This window comes from Thalassobacter sp. (assembly GCF_982993085.1).
On sequence record NZ_CEZFMW010000015.1, the window covers coordinates 14,027 to 34,085 of the forward strand.

Annotated in this window: 27 protein-coding genes; 5 read left to right on the forward strand and 22 right to left on the reverse strand. The window is 60.4% G+C overall.

Annotation, left to right across the window (positions count from 1 at the left end):
- Positions 1-357: 357 nt before the first annotated feature.
- From AC4GMC_RS04195 to AC4GMC_RS04265, 15 genes are all read right to left on the reverse strand, one after another.
- On the reverse strand, positions 358-1,098 hold the full coding sequence (locus AC4GMC_RS04195; protein WP_487876017.1) for a hypothetical protein: 741 nt from the start codon (positions 1,096-1,098) through the stop codon (positions 358-360).
- A complete protein-coding gene (locus AC4GMC_RS04200; RefSeq protein ID WP_487876018.1) occupies positions 1,098-2,009 on the reverse strand; it encodes a hypothetical protein in 912 nt (303 codons plus the stop codon). The genes AC4GMC_RS04195 and AC4GMC_RS04200 overlap by 1 nt, the downstream gene beginning before the upstream one ends.
- Positions 2,006-3,064 (reverse strand): tail fiber domain-containing protein, encoded by a 1,059-nt coding sequence (locus AC4GMC_RS04205; RefSeq protein WP_487876019.1) that lies wholly within the window; start codon positions 3,062-3,064, stop codon positions 2,006-2,008. The genes AC4GMC_RS04200 and AC4GMC_RS04205 overlap by 4 nt, the downstream gene beginning before the upstream one ends.
- A 2-nt stretch (positions 3,065-3,066) precedes the next feature.
- Positions 3,067-4,050, reverse strand: coding sequence for a phage tail fiber repeat family protein (locus AC4GMC_RS04210; protein WP_487876020.1), 984 nt, complete (start codon positions 4,048-4,050; stop codon positions 3,067-3,069).
- A gap of 232 nt (positions 4,051-4,282) precedes the next feature.
- Positions 4,283-4,630, reverse strand: coding sequence for a hypothetical protein (locus AC4GMC_RS04215; RefSeq protein ID WP_487876021.1), 348 nt, complete (start codon positions 4,628-4,630; stop codon positions 4,283-4,285).
- Between the two features lie 135 nt (positions 4,631-4,765).
- Entirely contained in the window at positions 4,766-5,023 is a 258-nt protein-coding gene (locus AC4GMC_RS04220; RefSeq protein WP_487876022.1) for a hypothetical protein, read from the reverse strand.
- Positions 5,020-5,952 (reverse strand): C40 family peptidase, encoded by a 933-nt coding sequence (locus AC4GMC_RS04225; protein WP_487876023.1) that lies wholly within the window; start codon positions 5,950-5,952, stop codon positions 5,020-5,022. Before AC4GMC_RS04225 ends, AC4GMC_RS04220 begins: the two co-directional genes overlap by 4 nt.
- Positions 5,953-6,038: 86 nt before the next feature.
- On the reverse strand, positions 6,039-6,275 hold the full coding sequence (locus tag AC4GMC_RS04230) for a hypothetical protein (protein ID WP_487876024.1): 237 nt from the start codon (positions 6,273-6,275) through the stop codon (positions 6,039-6,041).
- 85 nt (positions 6,276-6,360) lie between these two features.
- The gene (locus AC4GMC_RS04235) at positions 6,361-6,672 is read right to left on the reverse strand and encodes a phage holin family protein (protein WP_487876025.1); all 312 of its coding nucleotides are present in this window, start codon (positions 6,670-6,672) and stop codon (positions 6,361-6,363) included.
- Complete coding sequence (locus AC4GMC_RS04240) at positions 6,669-7,328, reverse strand: tail fiber domain-containing protein (RefSeq protein ID WP_487876026.1); 660 nt, start codon at positions 7,326-7,328, stop codon at positions 6,669-6,671. Before AC4GMC_RS04240 ends, AC4GMC_RS04235 begins: the two co-directional genes overlap by 4 nt.
- Positions 7,329-7,430: 102 nt before the next feature.
- Positions 7,431-9,977, reverse strand: coding sequence for a phage tail protein (locus AC4GMC_RS04245; protein ID WP_487876027.1), 2,547 nt, complete (start codon positions 9,975-9,977; stop codon positions 7,431-7,433).
- A 15-nt stretch (positions 9,978-9,992) separates the two neighbouring features.
- Positions 9,993-10,406, reverse strand: coding sequence for a DUF6950 family protein (locus AC4GMC_RS04250; RefSeq protein ID WP_487876028.1), 414 nt, complete (start codon positions 10,404-10,406; stop codon positions 9,993-9,995).
- Complete coding sequence (locus tag AC4GMC_RS04255; protein WP_487876029.1) at positions 10,403-10,963, reverse strand: hypothetical protein; 561 nt, start codon at positions 10,961-10,963, stop codon at positions 10,403-10,405. Before AC4GMC_RS04255 ends, AC4GMC_RS04250 begins: the two co-directional genes overlap by 4 nt.
- The gene (locus AC4GMC_RS04260) at positions 10,963-11,550 is read right to left on the reverse strand and encodes a hypothetical protein (RefSeq protein WP_487876030.1); all 588 of its coding nucleotides are present in this window, start codon (positions 11,548-11,550) and stop codon (positions 10,963-10,965) included. The genes AC4GMC_RS04255 and AC4GMC_RS04260 overlap by 1 nt, the downstream gene beginning before the upstream one ends.
- 1 nt (position 11,551) lies before the next feature.
- Entirely contained in the window at positions 11,552-13,993 is a 2,442-nt protein-coding gene (locus AC4GMC_RS04265) for a phage tail tape measure C-terminal domain-containing protein (RefSeq protein ID WP_487876031.1), read from the reverse strand.
- Positions 13,994-14,036: 43 nt separating this feature from the next.
- Between AC4GMC_RS04265 and AC4GMC_RS04270 the strand changes: the two genes are divergently transcribed.
- Positions 14,037-14,318, forward strand: coding sequence for a type II toxin-antitoxin system RelE/ParE family toxin (locus tag AC4GMC_RS04270; RefSeq protein ID WP_487876032.1), 282 nt, complete (start codon positions 14,037-14,039; stop codon positions 14,316-14,318).
- 11 nt (positions 14,319-14,329) lie between these two features.
- Complete coding sequence (locus tag AC4GMC_RS04275) at positions 14,330-14,620, forward strand: HigA family addiction module antitoxin (protein ID WP_487876033.1); 291 nt, start codon at positions 14,330-14,332, stop codon at positions 14,618-14,620.
- Here the strand turns inward: AC4GMC_RS04275 and AC4GMC_RS04280 are convergent.
- The 4 genes from AC4GMC_RS04280 to AC4GMC_RS04295 form a co-directional block, all read right to left on the reverse strand.
- Entirely contained in the window at positions 14,591-14,764 is a 174-nt protein-coding gene (locus AC4GMC_RS04280; RefSeq protein WP_487876034.1) for a DUF7697 family protein, read from the reverse strand. The two genes, AC4GMC_RS04275 and AC4GMC_RS04280, sit on opposite strands and share 30 nt — an antisense overlap.
- Before the next feature lie 167 nt (positions 14,765-14,931).
- A complete protein-coding gene (locus AC4GMC_RS04285) occupies positions 14,932-15,294 on the reverse strand; it encodes a phage-derived protein YdaY family protein (protein ID WP_487876035.1) in 363 nt (120 codons plus the stop codon).
- Positions 15,294-16,235 (reverse strand): phage tail tube protein, encoded by a 942-nt coding sequence (locus AC4GMC_RS04290; protein WP_488082449.1) that lies wholly within the window; start codon positions 16,233-16,235, stop codon positions 15,294-15,296. The genes AC4GMC_RS04285 and AC4GMC_RS04290 overlap by 1 nt, the downstream gene beginning before the upstream one ends.
- 26 nt (positions 16,236-16,261) lie before the next feature.
- Positions 16,262-16,687, reverse strand: coding sequence for an acyl-CoA transferase (locus AC4GMC_RS04295; protein WP_488082232.1), 426 nt, complete (start codon positions 16,685-16,687; stop codon positions 16,262-16,264).
- Positions 16,688-16,796: 109 nt separating this feature from the next.
- Here AC4GMC_RS04295 and AC4GMC_RS04300 point away from each other — a divergent pair, with 109 nt between their 5' ends.
- Positions 16,797-17,105 (forward strand): type II toxin -antitoxin system TacA 1-like antitoxin, encoded by a 309-nt coding sequence (locus tag AC4GMC_RS04300; RefSeq protein ID WP_487877231.1) that lies wholly within the window; start codon positions 16,797-16,799, stop codon positions 17,103-17,105.
- A complete protein-coding gene (locus tag AC4GMC_RS04305; RefSeq protein ID WP_487877232.1) occupies positions 17,095-17,640 on the forward strand; it encodes a GNAT family N-acetyltransferase in 546 nt (181 codons plus the stop codon). Before AC4GMC_RS04300 ends, AC4GMC_RS04305 begins: the two co-directional genes overlap by 11 nt.
- Positions 17,641-17,654: 14 nt before the next feature.
- Here the strand turns inward: AC4GMC_RS04305 and AC4GMC_RS04310 are convergent, their stop codons facing one another.
- Positions 17,655-18,284 (reverse strand): DUF6441 family protein, encoded by a 630-nt coding sequence (locus AC4GMC_RS04310; RefSeq protein WP_487877233.1) that lies wholly within the window; start codon positions 18,282-18,284, stop codon positions 17,655-17,657.
- A 102-nt stretch (positions 18,285-18,386) separates the two neighbouring features.
- Here AC4GMC_RS04310 and AC4GMC_RS04315 point away from each other — a divergent pair, with 102 nt between their 5' ends.
- Positions 18,387-18,680: a hypothetical protein gene (locus AC4GMC_RS04315; RefSeq protein WP_487877234.1), complete on the forward strand. Its 294-nt coding sequence runs from the start codon at positions 18,387-18,389 to the stop codon at positions 18,678-18,680.
- Between the two features lie 22 nt (positions 18,681-18,702).
- Here AC4GMC_RS04315 and AC4GMC_RS04320 read toward each other — a convergent pair whose 3' ends face one another.
- Together AC4GMC_RS04320 and AC4GMC_RS04325 are read right to left on the reverse strand one after the other, a co-directional pair.
- Positions 18,703-19,014, reverse strand: a complete 312-nt coding sequence (locus AC4GMC_RS04320; protein ID WP_487877235.1) for a head-tail joining protein — start codon at positions 19,012-19,014, stop codon at positions 18,703-18,705.
- A gap of 12 nt (positions 19,015-19,026) precedes the next feature.
- Positions 19,027-20,049 (reverse strand): major capsid protein, encoded by a 1,023-nt coding sequence (locus AC4GMC_RS04325; RefSeq protein WP_487877236.1) that lies wholly within the window; start codon positions 20,047-20,049, stop codon positions 19,027-19,029.
- Positions 20,050-20,059 lie beyond the last annotated feature (10 nt).

The window sequence follows — 20,059 nt, forward strand, 5'->3', positions numbered from 1 at the left end:
ATCCCCGGGCGTTTCAAAAAAGCTGATATGGGTGGGCCATAGCTCACAGCTGGTCTTGCACACCTCCATCCTCAGCACCGGCAATTGCAGTTACAATTAAAACTATAGCGATTGGCTGTAACGGTCACCGCCCCAGAGGAGCCTCCGCCTGAGAGGCTATGAACCGTACAATTCGCCACGCAGTTACAATTTCCACCGTGCTGGTAAATGACTCTCGGCCAAACTGACCCTCCAGATGTTGGGCTGCCGTTGCTTACCGTCACAGAGGTAATATCGCCTGTCCCAATGGCGGGTTTGTTTTTGATGCGCGACCAATCCACTCGACCGCTGTCATCGATCACGATGGTCGTTCCAACCTTATAGGCCATGAGGGCCTCCTTGTGCCTGATGGGCCAGGATCTCGGTGAGCCCCGCCTTGCAGTGAGAATTAGGAAGATCGAGGGAGCAAAGGACCGGAATGCACATCCGCTCCTCGCCCTCAAAATACGTGCTGTCATGGGGCACATGGCCCTCGAAGACAATCATGGAGCCCGTCTTGGGCTCCACCGCATACCAGCCGCCGACATAGGCGTCGGGGTTGTTGCAGGGCCACAGCCGCTTGCCGACGTTTGCCGGATCGTAGAAGCGTACCGAGCCCCGATGGAGCGAGGTCTCCGGGCAATCCGCATCCAAGACCACTCGTGGATAATAAGTGCACACGATATCGGTCTGCATATGGGTGTGGGTGTTAATCCCGACGTTTTCCTTCTCAGCCCGGCGCTGCCAAAACGTGTCCGACATCATCGAGATATCCCCGGTGTGTTCGTACCCATAGGCCAGTTGCAGGTACTCTCTCACCGCAGCCGCAACCATTTCAGCGAGGGCTGCAAGTGCAGGGTCCTGCCGGTCCATCAGGAAGTTGTGGCGCAAATGACCGAGGTGATTGGTTTGATCGCCCACATTGCGGCCGTCGTCCGCGTCATTGATGCGGTTGGCCACCGCGTCCTCGGCCGCCAATGCGTAAAGCCGGTCATTGAACCCCTCGGGCATTTCCCAATGCTTGTGCATCACGAAGGCCGGGTAGATCATCTGCATCTCAGTGGTAGTTTCGATCTCCATCAAACGACCTCCAGGAGGATCTTGCCGATGGCTGTGTAATGTTCGGTGTTCACCTTCACGGCGATCTGATCGCCGGGGCTGAGGCCAAGCGCTTCAATCGCAAAACTGCTCACACCCTGCTCATCCGTTACCAATCGTCGTTTGGGCAAATAGCCTGCGTCGCTCTCTAGCTTCAGCGCCAGTTCATAGGCGCAGGGCGCGCTATCCCCATTCCAGAATAGCGCAATCGGCACATCAACCCGGCCGCCAGCAGGCACTGAAAGAGGCGCCCCACCTGATGCATCTGCGTGGAAGTAGAACTGTTTAAACCACTGTCCGTCGTTTGGGATCGTCGCATCATCAATCCGCCCCGCTACACGCGTTCCGTTCAGCAGGATTGGTTCCTGCTCACACAGTACTTCCACACGTGCGTTCGACAGGGTACCGGCGATGGGCATGAAGACCACCAAAGCGTTGGAGCACTGTGTTCGGGCCCTATGCCGAAAGGAAAAGTCCACTTTTTCGCGCGCCGATTGTGCAAAGCGGTTCCGCCAAGGAAGTGGAAACCCCGCCTCGTTGGTCATGATGTCGATGAGCGCATAGTGGGTAATTTCATCATGGCCGATCATTCCATCCAGGAACACGTAGGATCGGCCTTTATAGATCGCGCCATAGTTCAGGCCCGGAAGGTCTGGAATAAATACGCCGTTCCCGCGCATATCGACAAAGCCTGCTGCATTTGAGCGATCATAGGGTATCTCAAGTTCGGTTTTCAGCTCTGCCCATGGCAGTGGCTCGATACCAACGCGCTGTCCTTCGCCATTCTCGCAGGGATCGAAGACGGCGATACCCGCATAGCTGTCTTGGACATCGACGGCGTAATGCAGGCGCGAGCCTGTGTTATAGATGACATGCAAACCTGTCTCGATCATTTCGCGGTCCTTTTGAGCTGCTCGACCTCCTCCGAGAGGTCTTTGATTGCTTCGACGAGAAGCCCGACGAGGTTGCCGTAAGCCAGGCGCAACAGGCCTTCTGCCTCGACGACGGCCTCGGGGGCGACAGCCTGCACATCTTGGGCGATCAAACCCATTTCTCGGCTTCCGCCCTCGATCATGTCATAGGTAACGCCTCTTAGAGCTTGCACCTTTTGAAGAGCGCCAGAGATTGATGTGACCTTTGTTTTCAGCCGCGCGTCAGAAGACGACACAAAGTTCGGTGCTGTGACAGTGCCCGAGAAAGTGGCGCCTGAAAGCCGAGCAAACGAACTCGCGTGCAGGCCATCCAGCTTGTCGGCATCAATGCCCGAACCAGACCCATCCACGGTTTTGAGTTTGTCGCGCACTTGCGCGGCGGTGTCGGGTGATCCGTTAGCCCCGGCGGGTCCTTGAGGCCCAGCCGGGCCGGTGGCACCAGTTGCCCCCGCAAGCCCTCGTGGGCCTGTTGGTCCTGCGGGGCCTGTGGCGCCTTGGGGACCCGCTGGACCCGTGGCACCGGTATTACCAGTGTTACCCTTGGGACCGGTAGCTCCTGTGGCCCCTTTGAGGTTCACATACGACCCCCAGGCCGTTCCGGTGTAGAACCGCAGACTTGTCCCAGACCACTGATGCGCAGGCGTTGGACCAGTGGCGCCCGTAGCACCTTGTGGCCCGGTGCTCCCGGTGTTGCCCTTCGGACCTGTTGGACCTGTTGGACCTGTTGGACCTGCGGGGCCCTGTGGTCCGCTAGGCCCGATCTCACCCTGTAGTCCAGTAGCTCCTGTCGCCCCCGTATTTCCTTTGGGCCCTGTTGGCCCACGCGCACCCGTCGGCCCCGCTGGTCCTTGTGGCCCAGTCTGTCCCAGCTCCACCACGCTTTCCGACCCAGAAACGCGTTTCAAGAACAGCTTTCCGTCGGTGACATTCATTGCCAACTCACCTGGGGCCAGCTGCGCCGTGCTCGGCACCCGGCCCGCGACCGTCGTGCGTTTGACCAATACGGTATTCGCCATGATCAGAAGGTCCCCCCATCCAGAGCAATCCCGGTGATCGATCCACCGGTGATTGCGACATTGCTGGAGGCTTGCGTGGCCATTGACCCAAGCCCAAGGTTTGACCGGGCTGTCCCCTTATTGGGTAGATCAGACAGGTTTGAGCCCGCCGCCAGTTTGCCCGCCAGAGCATTGGTCACTGAGCTCGCAAAGTTTGGATCATCGCCCAGGGCTGCCGCCAATTCATTGAGCGTGTTCATCGCACCGGGGGCAGCATCAATCAGCGCAGCAATCGCTGCGGCGACAAATCCCGTGGTCGCAATTTGCGTCGTATTCGTCCCGGTAGAGGCCGTAGGCGCCGTTGGGGTGCCGCCAAAGGCTGGCGAGGTCAGTGATGACTTCCCATTAAGTGCGCTTTGCAGCCCGGTGACCTGCGCAATCGAATGGCTATGGCTGGAGGGCGTAAAGCTCGTAGGCTTACCGGTGATGCCTGACCAAGGCACAGCATCGGCCACTTCTGCGGCATCCACCTTACCATCACTGTCACTATCATAGGTGGAACGGGCCATATCGCCGGCCCCAAAGCCCACAATTGCGTCATTGACGAAGGCGGTGGTTGCGATCTGCGTGGAGTTGGTGCCGGCCACTGGGGTTGGCGCTGTCGGAGAACCGCTAAACCCAGGCGAAGCCAAAGGCGCTTTGCCTGCGAGTAAAGCATCGAGCTGGGACTTGCGCACAAGGTCCGTCCCGTCGCTTGCGTCTTGGCTCGACTTTGGGACCAGTGAGAAAGTCTTGGTCCCAGCGATGCTCTGACTGCCCACACGGGTGACAAACCCACCAGAGCCTGCCATGGGCACAATCGACGTGGCATTGCCTGCACCATCATCGCCTTTGCCGACATAGAGCGTGTCATCAACCTCGTTATGAGCAAGCTCGCCCGATTTTAGGGCGGCCGGCGCGCCGGCGACGCCCGAGACGCGGCGCTTGAGTTGAATGGTATTGGCCATCAGAAGAAGCCTCCGTTGATAGGTGTGTCTGTGGGAAGAATGGTGATGCCAGGATCGCCTTGATCGCCCTTGTCGCCTTGAGGACCGGTTTGGCCGTCCGGACCTGGGGTGCCCAAAAGCCGGATGCGTATGGCCCCCGTGGCAATGCGGATTTTGATGGGCGCGGCGCCGGAAGACCCACTGGGCCCCAAGCTGGGGAATGGCGCGCGCGCGCTCTGTGTAGGACAAGCACTCATGGTAGGCCTCTGGTTACGGGCAGCATCACGGGGATCTCCAAAAGAAAGCCTAAAGGCAGAGCGGGACGGACATCGACGCGGACCATGTCCAGCACAACAGAACCTGGCTCAAAGTGGCTCGTGTCTTGTGCCGGGATAGTCAAAGACATCAGGCAATCGCTTTGGCGGACTAGCGTGCCCTCTGCGGTTGTGAGGGTGGCCAGGATATCAGTGGCCGACGGTTTGAGGCGGACCTGCGCGACCATCTCGGCCAACGCTGGAAACAACAACGCCTCGCTTTCCACATCCAAACGGTAGGCATAGCCAATGAGAATGGCGGGACCTTCCACGATCGCAACGCTCATGGCGCCCACCCGCAGAGATCTGCACCCAGCTCATTATGGGCCAGGATTTGGGCCAGTGTAGGGTCCGTGAGCACATCTTCGCGCGAGGGCTGGATGGGCGCGGCCCAATCGCAATCTGCGCGCAGCCCCCGCGGATCAATCGCGCATCCAGCGGTCAACCCGGCGCTCAAGATCAGCGCGGTCAGCGTTGTGTACCTCATGGCGGATCTCCTGTGATGTTTGCAGTGCCCGGATGCGCGCATCGGCGCGGCGAATGGCGAGGTCTGCCTCTGCGGCGTGGCGGCCCTGGCGGAAGGCAATCCAGAGGGCAGCAAAGAGGGCAAAGACAATGGCGCCGTAAAAGGCAGCCCGACGGCTCAGGCCACCAAGCAATGTGCCTAAGACATGGATCATGGTGTTTTTCCGGTGCGGTGGTCTTCGATCCGAGCAGCTTTAGCGCGCAGGGCATAGATGACGACGCCGGCAAACACGGCCGCGCCAATCCAGGGCAGAGCGATCGTGAGCCAGGCCTCGAGACCAGTCAGTGCGAAGATCCGAGACGCGGTGTCTTTCGCGCGCTCCGCTTCAACGAGAGCCGGTGCGATCTGAGCCCCAACAGAACCCGCCGTCCCAAGAACCCCGAGGCCAATCTGTGCATTGGATGCCGTCACGATGCGACTGTCTATTGGTACACCGGATGCGCGCTCAGGGACGATTGCACGCGGCGCGGCAGCCTCAAGTTCTTCGGTGAGAGCCACATCGATGATGGGGACAAGCGGCAGGCTGTTGTCATTGCGGAAGGCCAAAATCGCAGCGCTGGTTCGAGGCCCAGCAATCCCGTCGATGTTGCCGACCTCGTGATAGCCGAGATCCTTCAGCCGCCGCTGGACCGCCTCAACGGGCAGCGTCACGCTCGGTGCAACATTGCCCGCACGCCTCACTCCGAGCAGCTTTGAGACGGGATAACGTTTGATGTTCACGGCATCACTCTGATTACCGCCAAGCCCCCAGACCCAAGCACCCTCAATCCGATCGATGAAGAAGACATGCCCCTGCCAGCTGGACCTACCGCGCGGGATCACACCGATGTCGCCTTGCTGGGCATCCGCGATCTCGATGGTGATGCCCCAGTTGAGATAAGACCGGGCGGTCAGCTTGCGTGTAGAGCGAATGCCAGCCTGCTCAAGGCAGTGCCCGACGAATGCCGCGCACCAAGCGACGCTATCATGCTCGACCCAGTCGTGGCCGACCGAGGTGTACATCTCCAGAATGGCCGGATTGTCGGCAGGGCCCGGGCCCTCGCTCAAACCGATGTAGCTGCGGGCAATGTCGAACGGTGTCATATGGCGCTCCTTTACAAATGCAAACAGCCGCCCCAAGGGGCGGCTGCGATCATAGTGTTAGATTTTTGGGCTTCAGGCGGGCGTTCTTACCCTGTGCCGGCGGCTTCAAAGACCGCGTCTTTGGCCTGCATCAGCCAATCATCCACGGCGGCGGCAACAGACGGGCCTATACCCGCCAGACCCATGAGTTGGATTTCAAAGAGGCCTTTGGCATTCTCTGGGTCACACCACTGCCCGCCGTGTGCGAGAACTAACCGCTTGACTGCTTCTACGGGATCTTTCGATTTCTGGATTTGCGCTAAGATAGCTGCGATCTCAGTCATAGTTTCACCCTCTGTTAGTCATTTCTTGAGCCCTAAATGGGCGGCATAATTGGCCGCTTCAAGTGCGTGCATACAGTCTGCACCGCTACTTTTTGCGACCAAGCCAGGTTGCGAGTAGCGCTTCAGCTCCGCGCGGACCCAAATAGGCAAGCGTGGCCACAAACCCGGTGGAGACGGGCTGCGAGAGCCCAATGTAGCGCGCCGCAGCCTCTCCAATCAGCGCCATGCCGACGGCCACGGGGATTTCCCAAAGGAGTTCTTTGCCAAAGAAGCGACGGTTGCCGAGCTTGACCTCACCCGAATGCCACATCAGTCGCCCCGTAAAGGCGCCGATTAGTGTGGTCACAGCGCCTCCAAAAACCGAGTTGATCATCTCAATAAACCCACCGTCATTCATGAGCGCGCCTCCTCTAATGCCGCAACACGGGCGGTCAGTTCTTTGACGGCCTCAATCAACAGACCGATGATATTGCCGTAGGCCACCGAGAGCTGACCGGTGTCCACATCCGCCCGCACCACCTCGGGGAGCACCGCCTCAACCTCCTGGGCAACCAGCCCAATCTGTCTGTTGCCATCCATCGTAAAGCGCACGCCGCGCAGGGCCGAGACGAGAGCCAGTGCATCCGCAATGGTCTCGACCTCCGACTTCAGCCGGGCATCAGACGAGGAGACGAAGTTTGGGGCGGTCACCACGCCAGTAAAGCTCGCCCCAGACAGTGCCGCCTTGGCCGCGATTGCTGCGTCATAATCGGCGGCGGATTTCGTGGCCATTGTCCCGAGGCCAAGGTTCGTTCGAGCGACGGCGTTGTTTGCTAGCCCGGCTAAATTGCCAGCTGCATCAAGAAGCGCGTCCCAGCCGGTGTTCGTGGCGTTCCTCCGGCGAAGAACTGGTGGCGAGACCGAGGTATCAACCCAGAGCATGCCCGCCACTGTCGCGGATGGCGCCGACGCCCCAGCATTCGTCGATTGTAGGGCCGCGATCACCTCATTGATCCGCGCCCGCACCGCGGCGCCTGCGTCGTTCGCAATTGTAAAACTCGCTGTCTGGGACATTTCTGCGCTATCCGTTTTCAATCAATTAGATATGTAGCCATTTGCGCTCAACGCAGAGCCGTGAGGCAACGAAGGTACGCGCCTCAGTCATGGAACGCGTCTTCAGGCGACCTCATCGGCATAAAGCCGCAATTGGCTGACGATCGGCGTGTAGGACGCGTCCTTCGTCATAAGATGCGCCCGCGCTTCCACCGCGCGGGCTTCGATTTCGTGGTTGTCGAGCCGGCCCCAGGGACCCCAACTGGGGGCGCCAGCCGGATCATCGTCGGTTTCCCGGATCTCAAAGAGCACGTCGATTTCTGCGCCAGCGGACCCATCAAAATCGGCCCAAGTGTCCATGAGCGCCGTGCGCGCATCGATCCGATCGTTGAGTGCCAGTGCTGCAACGCCGATCTCGGAGCGAAGCCGCACGCGTGTTACAGCGCCAAGATCAAGCCCGGCGGCGAAGGCGTATTGCCCCTCCATCGCTGTCACTTGCGTCACACCATTTGCGGTTGCTGTGCCAAGCGTCAGGTTTGACCCTGTCACTTGAAGACCGTTTTTTGTGCCAACAAAGCCAGGATCGGCTTGCAGAAAGTCCAGTGTTGAGAAGGCCAGTACTTGCGCGCCCTTGGTCGTAACGCGGGTTTCAGGCCCGGCGCGGCCGCCGCTGTCCTCGGCGCGCACCAGATAGGTGCCAGGTTTGAGCGGCACGACGGCGATGGCCTCCCCACCCGAGACCCGATCCATCGAATAGCTGTCGGCCCAAGTGGCGGTTGCCTCCTTGGAGTGCCGGATCACGATGTTGCCGCCCACGCGCACATCTGGATCGACCGAGCGGGACCATTTCAGGATGGCGAGGCCACCGGCCGTTTGCAGCGTCACATTCTCAAGCCCCGCCGGAGGGGCGGTGAGCCCGAGGATTTCGACCGCTGTCTCCTGCCAGGGCGAGGAGACGCCCAAGACCGAGATCGCTTTGACGCGAAACGACCAGTTGCCAGGAGCAATGTCACGGATCTCAAGCGTAGTGCCGTCGGTGCGGCCATAGTCGATCCAGTCGACCGCGCCAGCAAGTCTGCCTTGCAGCTGATAGGCCGCAACAAATCCTGAAGGTGCCGCTTCCCAGCTAATCTTGGCCAGAACCTTCAGCCCGCCGCCATCCCGCGTGACATAGAGGTCTTCAGTTACCTGCGGTGCGCCAGGTGCCGGGATGTTATAGGCATTCGGCAACGCCGTTCGTGGGGCGGCTGCATAGATTTGCTCCTCACTTGCTGACCAGTCAAAGACCAGAGGCGAGGTCTCACGCAGAACGAGCTCTGGCAAGAGGAGCGCACCGTCCCCAGAAGCCGTCAGGTCAAGGCTCACTCCGTGCACCTCAAAAGGTTTCGCAGCAAAGCCCCAGCGGGCATAGGAGAGCGTTACCACATCGCCCACCGTGGCTGCCCAGGCCGACAGTTTCCCTGACAACCGCACCGTCATTTGTCGACGCGCGCGCTCAAGCTCGATCTTCGCAAGCCGTTGAGCCATAGACGCGGAGATCGTGAAGGGCAGCGAGATGTCGCGCCACTTTTGTTCACCACCATCCTCACCCACGTAAACAGCGCTCGCATAGGCCGGGAAGTCATCCGGCTGCCAGTCGTTCTCAGGACTGACGAACTGCCCGCGGACCCCGTTGAAGTTCGATGACATGGTCACGCGCGTGGCCAAAGTCAGCCCGCCCATCCGGACATGGTCGGAGGTGAGCGCGACATCAGGGGCCCGCCAGGCCCCGGCATGGATGCGCCAGGATCCAGCGGAGAAGGCACAGCGACCTGCGAAGGACGAGAGCATCCCCTCGATGATCGTTTTCGGAACCTCGGAGAGCGTAATCACCCCGTTGCAGGCGTAACGCGGCTCAGAGCCTCCACCGGCAAGCGGAACGGCCTCGTCGCAGATGTTGGCGGCTTCCACGAGCGACATCTCGTCAATCCCGTCGGGCTCGCCAATCCGTGCGCCGATGCCCCAGGTCGGATTGGCCATGTAATCTGCAAGGCAAAGGGCGGGGTTTTCCGAATAGCCTGCGGTTTGGGTCCGAGGGTCCCAGATGTCGTCCTTGCCCTCCAGATCCACCGTGATGTTCGGGATCCCGCCTGGGAAGGCATCTTGGTCATAGGTCAGCCGCAGCCGGATCGCGGCACAGCCCCGCAGCCGATGGTTCTCGTTCCATTTGTCCGGCAGCGCTGATTTCAGGCCCGCGAAAGCGGTTTGGTTGGCGTCGCCAAGTTTCTTCTCGACGAGGACCTTTCCGGCCCATCGGCCTTGGGCGGTGCCGTCCGCATCAAGGGCCATTTCCCCCTCAAAATAGATAGCCCCGATGGATTTGACCCGGTGCGTGGCCAGCACAATCACAAGATCAAGAAACTTATTCTCCGATCCTGAGGAATGCAGGAAGACGATGACGCCACCCTTGCGCGTGCGCCCATAGACGAGATCGCGGGGCACCACGGGCTCGCGGATCGTCACCGTCCGCGGCTGCATCCTGGTCTGTGGCTTTGGCATCAAGGCCTGTGCTGCGGTGGACAGCAAAAGCGTGCCGCCAATCCTTAAAAGCGCCGCGCCTATGCCGCCGGCAGCCAAGGTCGCACTGATCGCACCCGCAACTGCGGTGACGGCTGTCACGATGAAGGGCATGGCTTGGTTCCGAGGTCAGATGGGCCAGGAAAGGCGACAGGACGTCAACGGCACAGTCACGAGGCCTTCAGGGGCCATCCCAACCGCTGAGGCCCCAGTGCAGATACCGAAGCCAAGACCGCTGTCGGCGAGAACAAGATCACCGCGCTGCGCCAGAAGTACGGTTGAGCGCGGGTCTCCAAGGAGCGCCATGCCCATCTCCACAAGCGAGGCCCAGCCCAGACGGCGCATCACGCGCTGCCCGCCGAGCGCGGTGGTGTAGCGACCCCGCCAAAGAGCAGCGACATCCTCACCACCGGTCAGGATCATCCGCGTCTCGAAAGCAAAGGTTGGGCAGTCATGGACGCCCCAAACGAAAGGCTTAGCCCGTGCCGTATCGATGGCTGCGGCGAGAAGGCGTTCCCAGTGGTCAACGCGGGGGAGTATCATCCGCGCCCCCAGGTAATTTCGCGATCCTGGATCGCTGTGACGTACTCAAATCCAAGATCGCCCTGGAACAAGACCTGCTGGCTTTCATGGGTGTAGCGCCAGGTCCGCGCCACGGTCAGATCAATGAGACGGCTCTCATAGCTGATGGTGATCGTACAGGTGTCCGCATCATCCTTGATTTCTGGCACATCAAGCCGGCCCGAGAAGGCCTGAACCGGATCAGCAATGATGCTGCCATTCTCGGCCAGAAGCCCCAACCAAATGCGGCCCGGCAGGCCCTGACGTGCCTCCTCGATTGCCATTTGAACGAGATCGAGCGGCACGCCGGACAGCGACACGGCCGTGCCGCCGGCCACAACCTCTCCGGTTTCATCAAGCGAGCCGAGGCCTAAGAGCGATCCAGCCCCAGCCCAGCTTTGGCCGTTCCAACTCACCTCTCCCAGCCCCGACCAGATACGCACCCAGCCCGTGGCGAACTGACCCTCAAAGAAGATGACAGGCCGCAGGCTTTGATCGGCCAATGCGGTTGCGAAGGCGACGGTGACATCACGGCTCATCAGAGCGCCTCCCGCGCTGAGATCGTAAATCGGTGCTGATCCGCCCGGCCGATAACTGAGGGGACCGGGGCCGTCAGGCGTAACAGGACCGATGGAGCATTAAGGCCGAGCAGTGTTCCGACCGGTATGGAAGACCGAAGCGATGGCACGAATGCGAGTGTGGCCTCACTGCCCAAAGGCGTCACATCCGCCGTCAGCTGATAGAGTCGCGTGGTGGCATCACTGCCCAGCTGGAAGAAGTCACCAGCGCGCAGACCAAGCCCCCAACCTGCCGAGCGCAAGGTGGAGGCTCCCGCAACTTGCGCCTCGGTCACGTAGGGATTGCCCGCCGCCATCGGCACCTCGATTGAGGGATCAGGAAAGAGGAACCGACCCCGCAATCCACCAAGGGCGGTGAAGAACGCAGAGAGCCGCCGGGCCTTTGCCCCCTGGGTCACTGCCATCTCGATCTGGTATTCCCACCAGGACGCGCCCCAGTCTTGGATCTGGGACGTGCCGGTGAATGGCGAGCGTGCCTCTGCGACCGACGTAACCAGCCGCCGCTCGAGTGAGGACACGAGCGTCAGCGACAAGACAGGAATGCTCATCTCAGAACACCTGACCCCGTCGCCGGCCATCAGCCACGCTTTCCTTGGCGATGCGGGCGATCTCAGGCATGGCTGCACGAAGCCGTGCATCAATCTGCTCGGCCACGCCCATCTGCGCCCCGCGCGCATCGATATTGACAGTTACTCCCGCACCAGCACTGCCGCCGTGGCCATAGCTTGCGGCCTCGCGTCGGTTCAGCACCCGTTCACCCCGTTGCAAGATTGTTGGGACCTCGTCAGGGCGGAGACCAGCCCAACCGCCAGAGTGCATCCGGGGCGCTGCTGCGAACGACATGGCTGGTACCTGCCGCGTATGGCCCGACAGCCCAACGATGCCGCCCGCATGCGAGACAGCCGCCGCGACGGACCCGCCGCCAAAGATGCCCGAGAGCGCCGAGGCGATGGGCCCCAGCACAGTGCGCTTGAAGGACAGGACCGCGAGGTCTGCCATGATCGAGCGCACGAGGCCCTTGAAGTCGAACTTGCCGGTCTCAACAAAACTTCGGAACGCGCTTTCCGCGCCGCTGAAGGCACCGGTTAAGGTTTCACCAAGACCCTTGCCCCAGTTCAGGGCATCCGTGGCATAGGCCTGAAGAGACTCGGAAACCGCACGCCACCCCGTGGCGATCCGATCCCCGGCGCTGCCAGCCGCACTACCAGCACGGCCCATGGCATCTGACAGACGATCTGCTGACCCAGCCGCCTCATCCAGCGCAGCTGCACCTTCTTCACCCGTGCCCGCAACAGCGTCACGAAGCGCGCGCCAGGAGGTCAGTGGAGCAGTTGCGCCGTTCGCGAGATCGACCGCAGCCTGACGGTAGGTGTTCGAGGTGGCCAGCGCCTCAGCGGCAATCCCATCAAGTCCCAGATCGGGCGCTGTTAGCGGGTTATCTTCAAAAGCCCGCCGGAAGGCATCTGCAGCGGCGCTTCCAGCATCCGCTGTCGCCCCCGCGAAAGGATTATCGATATCGCCAAGACTGATGTCACCGATTTTGCCGAAGGTGGTCTCGATCCCTACAGCCGCGAGCGCATCGCGGATCTTGCCCGTAAAGGCATCAATCCGGGCGATTGCGCCATTCAGCATGGCCTCGATCCCGCCAAGCATGCGGTTTGCTGCCGCGTAAACTAGATCTCCGATCACGGCTGGTAGGCGGGACCAGATTTCTCGGACGGCGAGAAGCGCGCCCTCGAAGGTATTGGCGGTGGCGTTACCAAAGGCAACAACGCTCTCGATCGCGCCCGCCATGCCGGTGGCGGCATCAGCTTTCAGATTAAAGAACATCGCCGTGGCGCGCGCACCTGCGGCCGCGGCGCCCATCTTGATCCGGTCCCATACCTCGACGGCGACATCGTTCAAGAGGCCCATCGCCTCACCGAAGCCGCCAGCGCCAGAGGCCAGCCGGGTGAACCAATAGACCAGTTCGCCTGCGCCCACGATCAACGCGCCAATGCCGGTGCGGATCAACGCGCCCTTCAGAACCACAAGCGTTGTAGCCAAACCCCGCACCGACAGGGCGGCCGCCGCCATCGCCGCGACCCAGCGACCAGCGAGGAAGGTGGCGAAAGTCCCTGCATAGATCGCCAGCCGGTCGAGATTGGCCAGCACCGCATCAAAGGCTCGGGCAATCGGGCTGGTGCTGGACGCAAGGGCGACAAACGCATTGGCCACCGCCTCCAGCGACGGGGCGAGCGCCACGGCAATCCGGTTGCGCACCTCAGCGAAGACTTGCCCAATGCTGACCAGCGCGAGTTCGGATCGTCGCATGGCTGTAATAGCATCCGCATCAAGTACCGCACCCAACGCCTGCGCCTGCGCGCCAAGCCGGGTCATCTCTGCCCCGCCGTTTTGCAGAAGCGGGATCAGCTGCGTGGCGTCCGAGGCCATGGCCTCGAGATAAAAGGTCATCTCCTGTTGGCTGACGCCCGCGCGCTTAAGGCTTTCCACGTATAGTTGCAGGGCTTCAGGACCTGAGAGCCGGGCAAACTGATCGGCGGTGACGCCCACACGGGGTGCGATGTTTTCAAAGAAGTCCGCCATCGGACCACCACCCGTCTGCAGGAAATCCCCCACACGGTCATTCACGTCCTTCAGGATATCGGCGAGCTTCTCTTGCTCGACCCCCACCGTGGCGGAGGCTGCGGACCACCGCTGGAACACCTCTGGTGCCGCATTGGCAACCTGGGAGAGCTGATTGATCTCATTGGCGGCCATGATCGTCGACCGCGTCATTGCAACAACAGCACCGGCCAAAGCCGCCGCAGCAGCGGTGGCTGCGATGCGCGCACGGCGCGCGAAAGCTGCCATGCGCGCATTGGCTTGATCCAGCTCCCGGCTCAATCGCCCCATGCCGCGTGACCCAGCCGCACCGACGCCCTCTAGCTCGGCTCGCACTTGGCGCCCGCCAGTCGCGGACAGGCGGACGGATACTCGTTTTTCAGCCATTTTGATCTCTTGATTTATGTATCACGTCATGATACATGGACGTATGATCAATAGTACGCGTGGAAAGCTTGCCGCAGGAGCGGTCCAGGACCGCCTTGGCAAGGGCTTTCCAGCGGATATTGTGAAAAGCACGCGCGCAATGCTTTCGGCACTCGATGCCGCGGTCGTGCTGGAAGATTTAAGGTTTCCGCCAGGCAATCATCTTGAAGCCTTAAGCGGGGATCGCTTAGGACACCATTCGGTGCGCATCAACGGACAATGGCGCATTTGTTTTATCTGGACCGATCAAGGACCTGCAGAGGTTGAGATCGTGGACTATCACTAGGAGGGCCTGACATGAGTCTGATTACCAATCCATCCCACCCAGGCGAAGTTCTGGCTGAGCTGTACCTGTCCCCACTCGATATGAGCGCAATCACGCTTGCCGCAAAACTTGGCGTGCCGCGCACCCGGATTGAGCGTCTTGTCAAAGGCCAGACCACCATCACGGTTGACACCGCGATGCGTTTAGCACGCTTTTTTTCGACAACGCCAGAGTATTGGATGAACCTCCAGCGCGCTTGGGATCTGGCGCGTGCGCGCGAGACCATCGACGTCTCAGGCATCAAACCCCTCCAGGCCGCTTGAACTCGACTGCTCGCTCAACTTGCGCATCATCACCGCCTCAATAGGCGGCAAAAGCTCTGCTATGATCATGGGTGAGAGCCCGAGGGCTGCCCCAAGCTGAAGGGAAGCGCTCATGTCCCAACCGAGGACAGCGCCTCCGCTCATGCCGCCTGCAACGCGAACTTGCCCGCCAAGCCGCTGAACAAGATCCCAGATCTGCCAGCCCTCGAGGGTGAGCGGTTTGTGAAGGCTGCGTGGGCAGTCTGGACATAAGGAAGGGCATGCCGCGCAATACTCACCGCCCCCACCGAACTCCCAGTCGGCGAGAGCGGTCAGGCGTTTTTTTCCGCGTCCAGTATCAGCGCACCCGCGATGTATTTTGTCTGAAACGCCTCAAAGATTGGCCAGAGTTCCAAGAGCGCGTCGATCCCCTCAGGCGTCAGTGGCATAGGTTTTCCGTCCTCGTCTCCGACGCCTTCCCAGTCTTTTACAACAATGCGCGCGACAGCTTTGGCCACGATACGCGCAAGATCGTCGTTGGAGGCGCTGGTTTCAGCATCGGTTGCGGCGGCAACAATCGCCGGATCGCTGCGCGCCGCCAGCATGATGGCAGTGGTGAGGGGTTCGACAAACAGCCGTACGCCATGGCCAAGATCAAGCCATTGCGGCTCGGTAGACAGGTTCAATCGTAGCATCAGTAATCCTCGCGGTCGTTGGCCAGTGTGACGGTACACATGCGGCCAACCAGCGGGTCGCTGGCCGCCTGCCAATCAAATGTGGCTTGCACACCTTGTGGACCCGAGATTTCGATCCGTGGGCGTGGGAGATAGACGGCGTGCGCCGTGACGATCAGGTTCTCGCCAGTGGGCAGCGTATAAGAAAACGCAAGCTCGCAAGCCTCGCCATTGATCGCCTGCTGCACCAGTGTCTGGTCGGCGAAACGCACAACGACATTGCCCGTGAGCGCTGCGATCGAGGGATCCGCGCCATCAATCTTGCCATCTGCGCGGATCGTCTCGATGCGGTCAAGATTGTTGGCATAGGTCAGATCAGCGGAGACGACATTGCCAATATTCGCCCCGTTCCGTGTAATCGACCCGTTGAAATGCCCGAACCGTTTCAGCGCAATACTGGCGGGCATGCCTGCTGTGGTGCTTGTGGCGATCTCCTCGCCCTGCGCCACGATGCTCGCCGTGGCTGTCAGCAAGCCCGACCGTGCCATCTGCCAGTTGAGGCTGTCCACCATGCAGCCGGAATACATCGCAAAGCGCGGCACCTCCGGCATGCCAGTCTCGACCGAGAAGCTCGGCAGCGCCCAGTTTCCAGAGCGGAATTCATGGGTATAGGGTGCGTCAGTGTCGGTGGTTGTAGGCGCTCCAAACGCAGCCTTCAGCCAGAAGCCAAAGGCCTCCGCATCAATTGGGATCACCACATCGCCGTCTGCCGTCACGGCATCCTTGATCGGCGCCTGCGGGTCTCGGCCGTAGCCCAGGAGTTCCGAGGTCTGCAGCGGTTGTTCCGCCCCTAGCGACGTACTGGCGAAAGGCATCTTGGTATAGCCGCTCGCAGGAGGCGTGCCATAAGTCATTTCGAACGCAAACGCCATTTGCGCCCGCGCCCCTTGAGCTCGTGCCATTGTAATTTCTCCTTGTATTGATCTCGTCAGCCCAGCGCGTCGGTTGTCGCGTAGTGAAGAATGATTGGAATGATCCCGGCCTTCAGAGATGCGGCCCCCTCGACGGGAAGATCGACGGGTTCAGCTGCCTCTGGCTCAACCCAGTCGCATAATCCCCGCAACGTTCGGTCGGCGGCGATAACTGCGCCGACCTGAGCGGAGAGCGCGTCAAAGACGCTGTCACGGTTTGACGCCGATTGCACAATAACCTCGAGCTCAGCTCGGTGCTGGAAGTGATAGGTCAGCGGCGACAGCGTCACGCCGGGCTCTCCCGGGGTGCCGTCGCGCAGGATCATGAGGCCTGTGGGCGGGATGCGTTCTGGCAGGACTTCCCCGCGCAGAACAGGCACATGCGGGATCGTCCTGAGCAGGTCCCCGAGGGCGGTCAGGATGGTTTCGCGTCGGGTGGGCATGATGCGCCTTGCTGTTTGGTGTGTAAATTCGCTTATCTGCCGTCTGGCAGGTGTCAGTCTTGACGTGTACGGCGATTTACCGTACATAAGTGCTCGAAGGAGCCTGATCATGTTTGCCATAGAAAAAGCCACGCTTACCCAAGGTAAGATGGAAGCGCGCAAAGAGCTGCGCATGCATCGCACTGATGAGGAGCGGATCCGTGCCGCGGCTGCGGCCACCGGATTGCAAGAAGCCGACTTTATCCGTCAGGCGGCCCTTCTGCGTGCGCAGGATGTGGAGCAACGCATTGCGCTTTCCATCCTGCCGATTGATGCGTTCGAAGCATTCCGATCTGCCGTCGAGGCGCCGGGCAAAGTGGTGCCGGGTCTGGCGCGCGCCGCGGAAGCGTCGAAGGGCCTGTTAAAGGATGCCGGCTGAAGCCGCGGCGGAGACACCCGCCCTTGTAATCACTAAATTCGATAAGGCGCTGCATGACCGCAGCGCCTTTTCCTGTGGTTTTGCACCAATCGATAACTTCTTGAAGTCCTCCCTCTCAGACCAGATTAAGAATGGCATGGTCACCGCGTGGATTATGACGACTGAAGACGATCCTGCAGTGCTCGGCTTCTACACGTTGGGTGCAATGGTTGTCCGTGCGGATCTTGGACCAAAAAAATGGAAGCGCGCTAGGGTGCCTGATATTCCAGTGATCTACATCCGTGCTGTGGCTATACGTGAGGACATGCAGGGCAAAGGGCTCGGCAGGGCCCTCGTGATAGCCGCCATGAAGCGCTGCGCCGACATATCAGAACAGATTGGAGCCGCCGCTATCGTGCTTGACGTGCTCGAAGACGATCATTTCGGTCGCCGTTGGCATTTCTATGAAGAGCTGGGGTTTCAACCGCTCAAAGATCCCGACAACCCGCACCGCGTCTTCATTCCGATGTCGGATGTCAGGGCCACTCTTGGCTGATTTGAACCGCACAGTCACATTTTTCCGTCCACCCACTTCGCCACGATGAGCCCAGGCACCGCCGCCTGTGCCCGCTTAGCGTCCCATGCCAGCGAAAGCCGCTTCGCCAGCTTCACCTGCGGCATCAAAAGGAAGATGGGCACCGTCGCTTTGCCGCGACCTGTCTTGGACCGGGAGGCCACGCCCAGCCCACGAGTATTCAGCCGACCATCCGCTACCAAGAGGCTTGGTCCCCGGCGCCGATAGACAAGCCGCAGACGCAGCCCGCGCCGCCGCTCCCATTCGTGGGGCGTCAGCGCCTTACCACGGGCACCTTTGCCTGCCGCTGGCGTTGGGATCGCTAGCCAGAATCCGTCCTTCGATCGGATCAACGGGCCGGTGTCATGGGCACCGATGATCTGAGGCGCATTCGACCAGACTAGAGCTGCCGCTTCCAGGCTTTCGCCCTTAGCAGGATAGGTCTTGGACCGGATCGTGTTGGCAAGCCGCTGGCCAAGTCGGGCGCGCGTGATCTGTGCGCGCCAGTCAGATTTCAGATTGCCGCCTGCTGCGCGCATTGTCGCGGTCACGGCCTTTTCACCAGCGAGAATTTCGGTGCGCATCGCATTGACGATTTCGCCGGTGACGGAGAGGTCGAGCTTCATAAGAGCCTGTCGGAACGCGTTTGCATGGCGAAACACTTACGTTATTGCGTGAGAACACAGGGAGTTTAAGCTTTCCAAAAGAAAAACCCTTTGGAGCCACTGATGCAGCCCCCTTACGTTGTATTCGAATTGAACTTCATGCCTGGGCTTCTCGAAGAGCCATTAGTGCTGACGCCACAGAACCCAAAATGGGAAGTCGTAATCCAATCGCTACAACGCATCGGTGTTTCAGATTGGCGAAAGCATTACGATAATCACGAAGTTTGCGATGGATTTTACTGGTCGTTGAAGATCAATACTCCCCAGCTCAATTTGAGGTCATCGGGCTCAAACGACGCCCCGGATACCTTTGAAAAAGTAAGAGAGCTTCTTCAAGCAGCTGCGGATGACGAGTGATGCTGTCCCGGGGGAAGTGGTTTCATGCAGGTGTGGCCTCGATGGTCCAGATCAGCCTGTCGCGATCGCAGATCGGCTCACCTAGGATCAGAAAGGTTTCGTCACCGATGAGGATCTGCTCATCGAGGCGAGGCGCAGGGAGCTCCGAGACGCGTACATCGAAGCGCATGGTCTCTGAGACCAGACGCGCGGCCCCAAACGTGGTCACATCATCACTGCGACGCACGATGATGCGGATGCGGGAGAACTGCCCTTCGCTGTCACGATGCCAGGCCTCGTGGGCGAGATTCGGATCAGCAAAGAGCAGATCGAGTGCGCCTGCAAACGCTGTCATGGGTCAAACACCTTAGTTGCCTGAGTGCAGGCGGATGGCCAACCGAGGGCGCTTGTTTACCGGCAGGATCGAACTTTCCGTCATCAGATCGATCCAGCGACCCTTGGCATCCAACATCTGCCGAGCATAAAGCGGCAAGCCGACGGTATTGACCGTTTCCAGAAGGTTGGCCGGCCCGCCATAGGTGGTGAAGGTATCAAACGTCCCAAGCGGAAAGGCGATCCCTTCGCCTGCGGGGATCAGGCGTTCTGAGGTGCCGTTCGAGAGCGTAACCGAGCCATTGTATTCCTCAAAAAGGATGCCTGCGAATGGGAAGGCGCGGCGCATGTCCTCGCGCAGCGGCTGGCCGCCCGTGGCCGAGAAGAACTTGTAGGCCTCTTCGGTCTTAGGATGGCTGATCAGCTTGTCGAAGAATTCGGAACTGACCAGCGCATGCGCGGTGGTCATGGTCTCGCCAAGAAGACTGTCCTCGATCCCGCGAAGAACGGTCCGGACCTTGCCCTGCACATTCGTTCCGGCCGTACCGAAGACGAAGTCGACCGAGATCTGTTCGATCCCGAATTCGGAGAAGTAGTTGTAGAGGGTCGTGCCCGCGCCATCCTTCACGATGCCCCGCAGCGCATTCATTTCCATATATTCGCGGGTCTGAGCATGCTTGCGGCGTATCAGTGTCAGCTTGCGATTCATGACATCGACGAGTGGATCGGCGGCATCAGAGACACCTAGAGCTGGCATGCCCTGAATGTCGGCGGGCAGGATCACATCGTCATGCGGGATCCAGGGCAGCGCAAAGCTGCGCATTGAGCGCTGCTCGCGGGTGCCAACGGTGGCTGGCGCGCCCAGCGGGACCGAGGGCAGGAGGCTGAGGACACCTTCGCGCTGTTCGATGACAATGGAACGTTGGGTGACGCCTTCAAAGCGGAAGAGGCCGATTTGGCCTAGGCGGGTGTAGAGATTGGGCAGGATATTGATGGCCTGCGTCATCTCGGCGAGCGAATAGCCGCCTGCGTCAAACGGATTGCGGGTGAGGGTCATGGAGAACTCC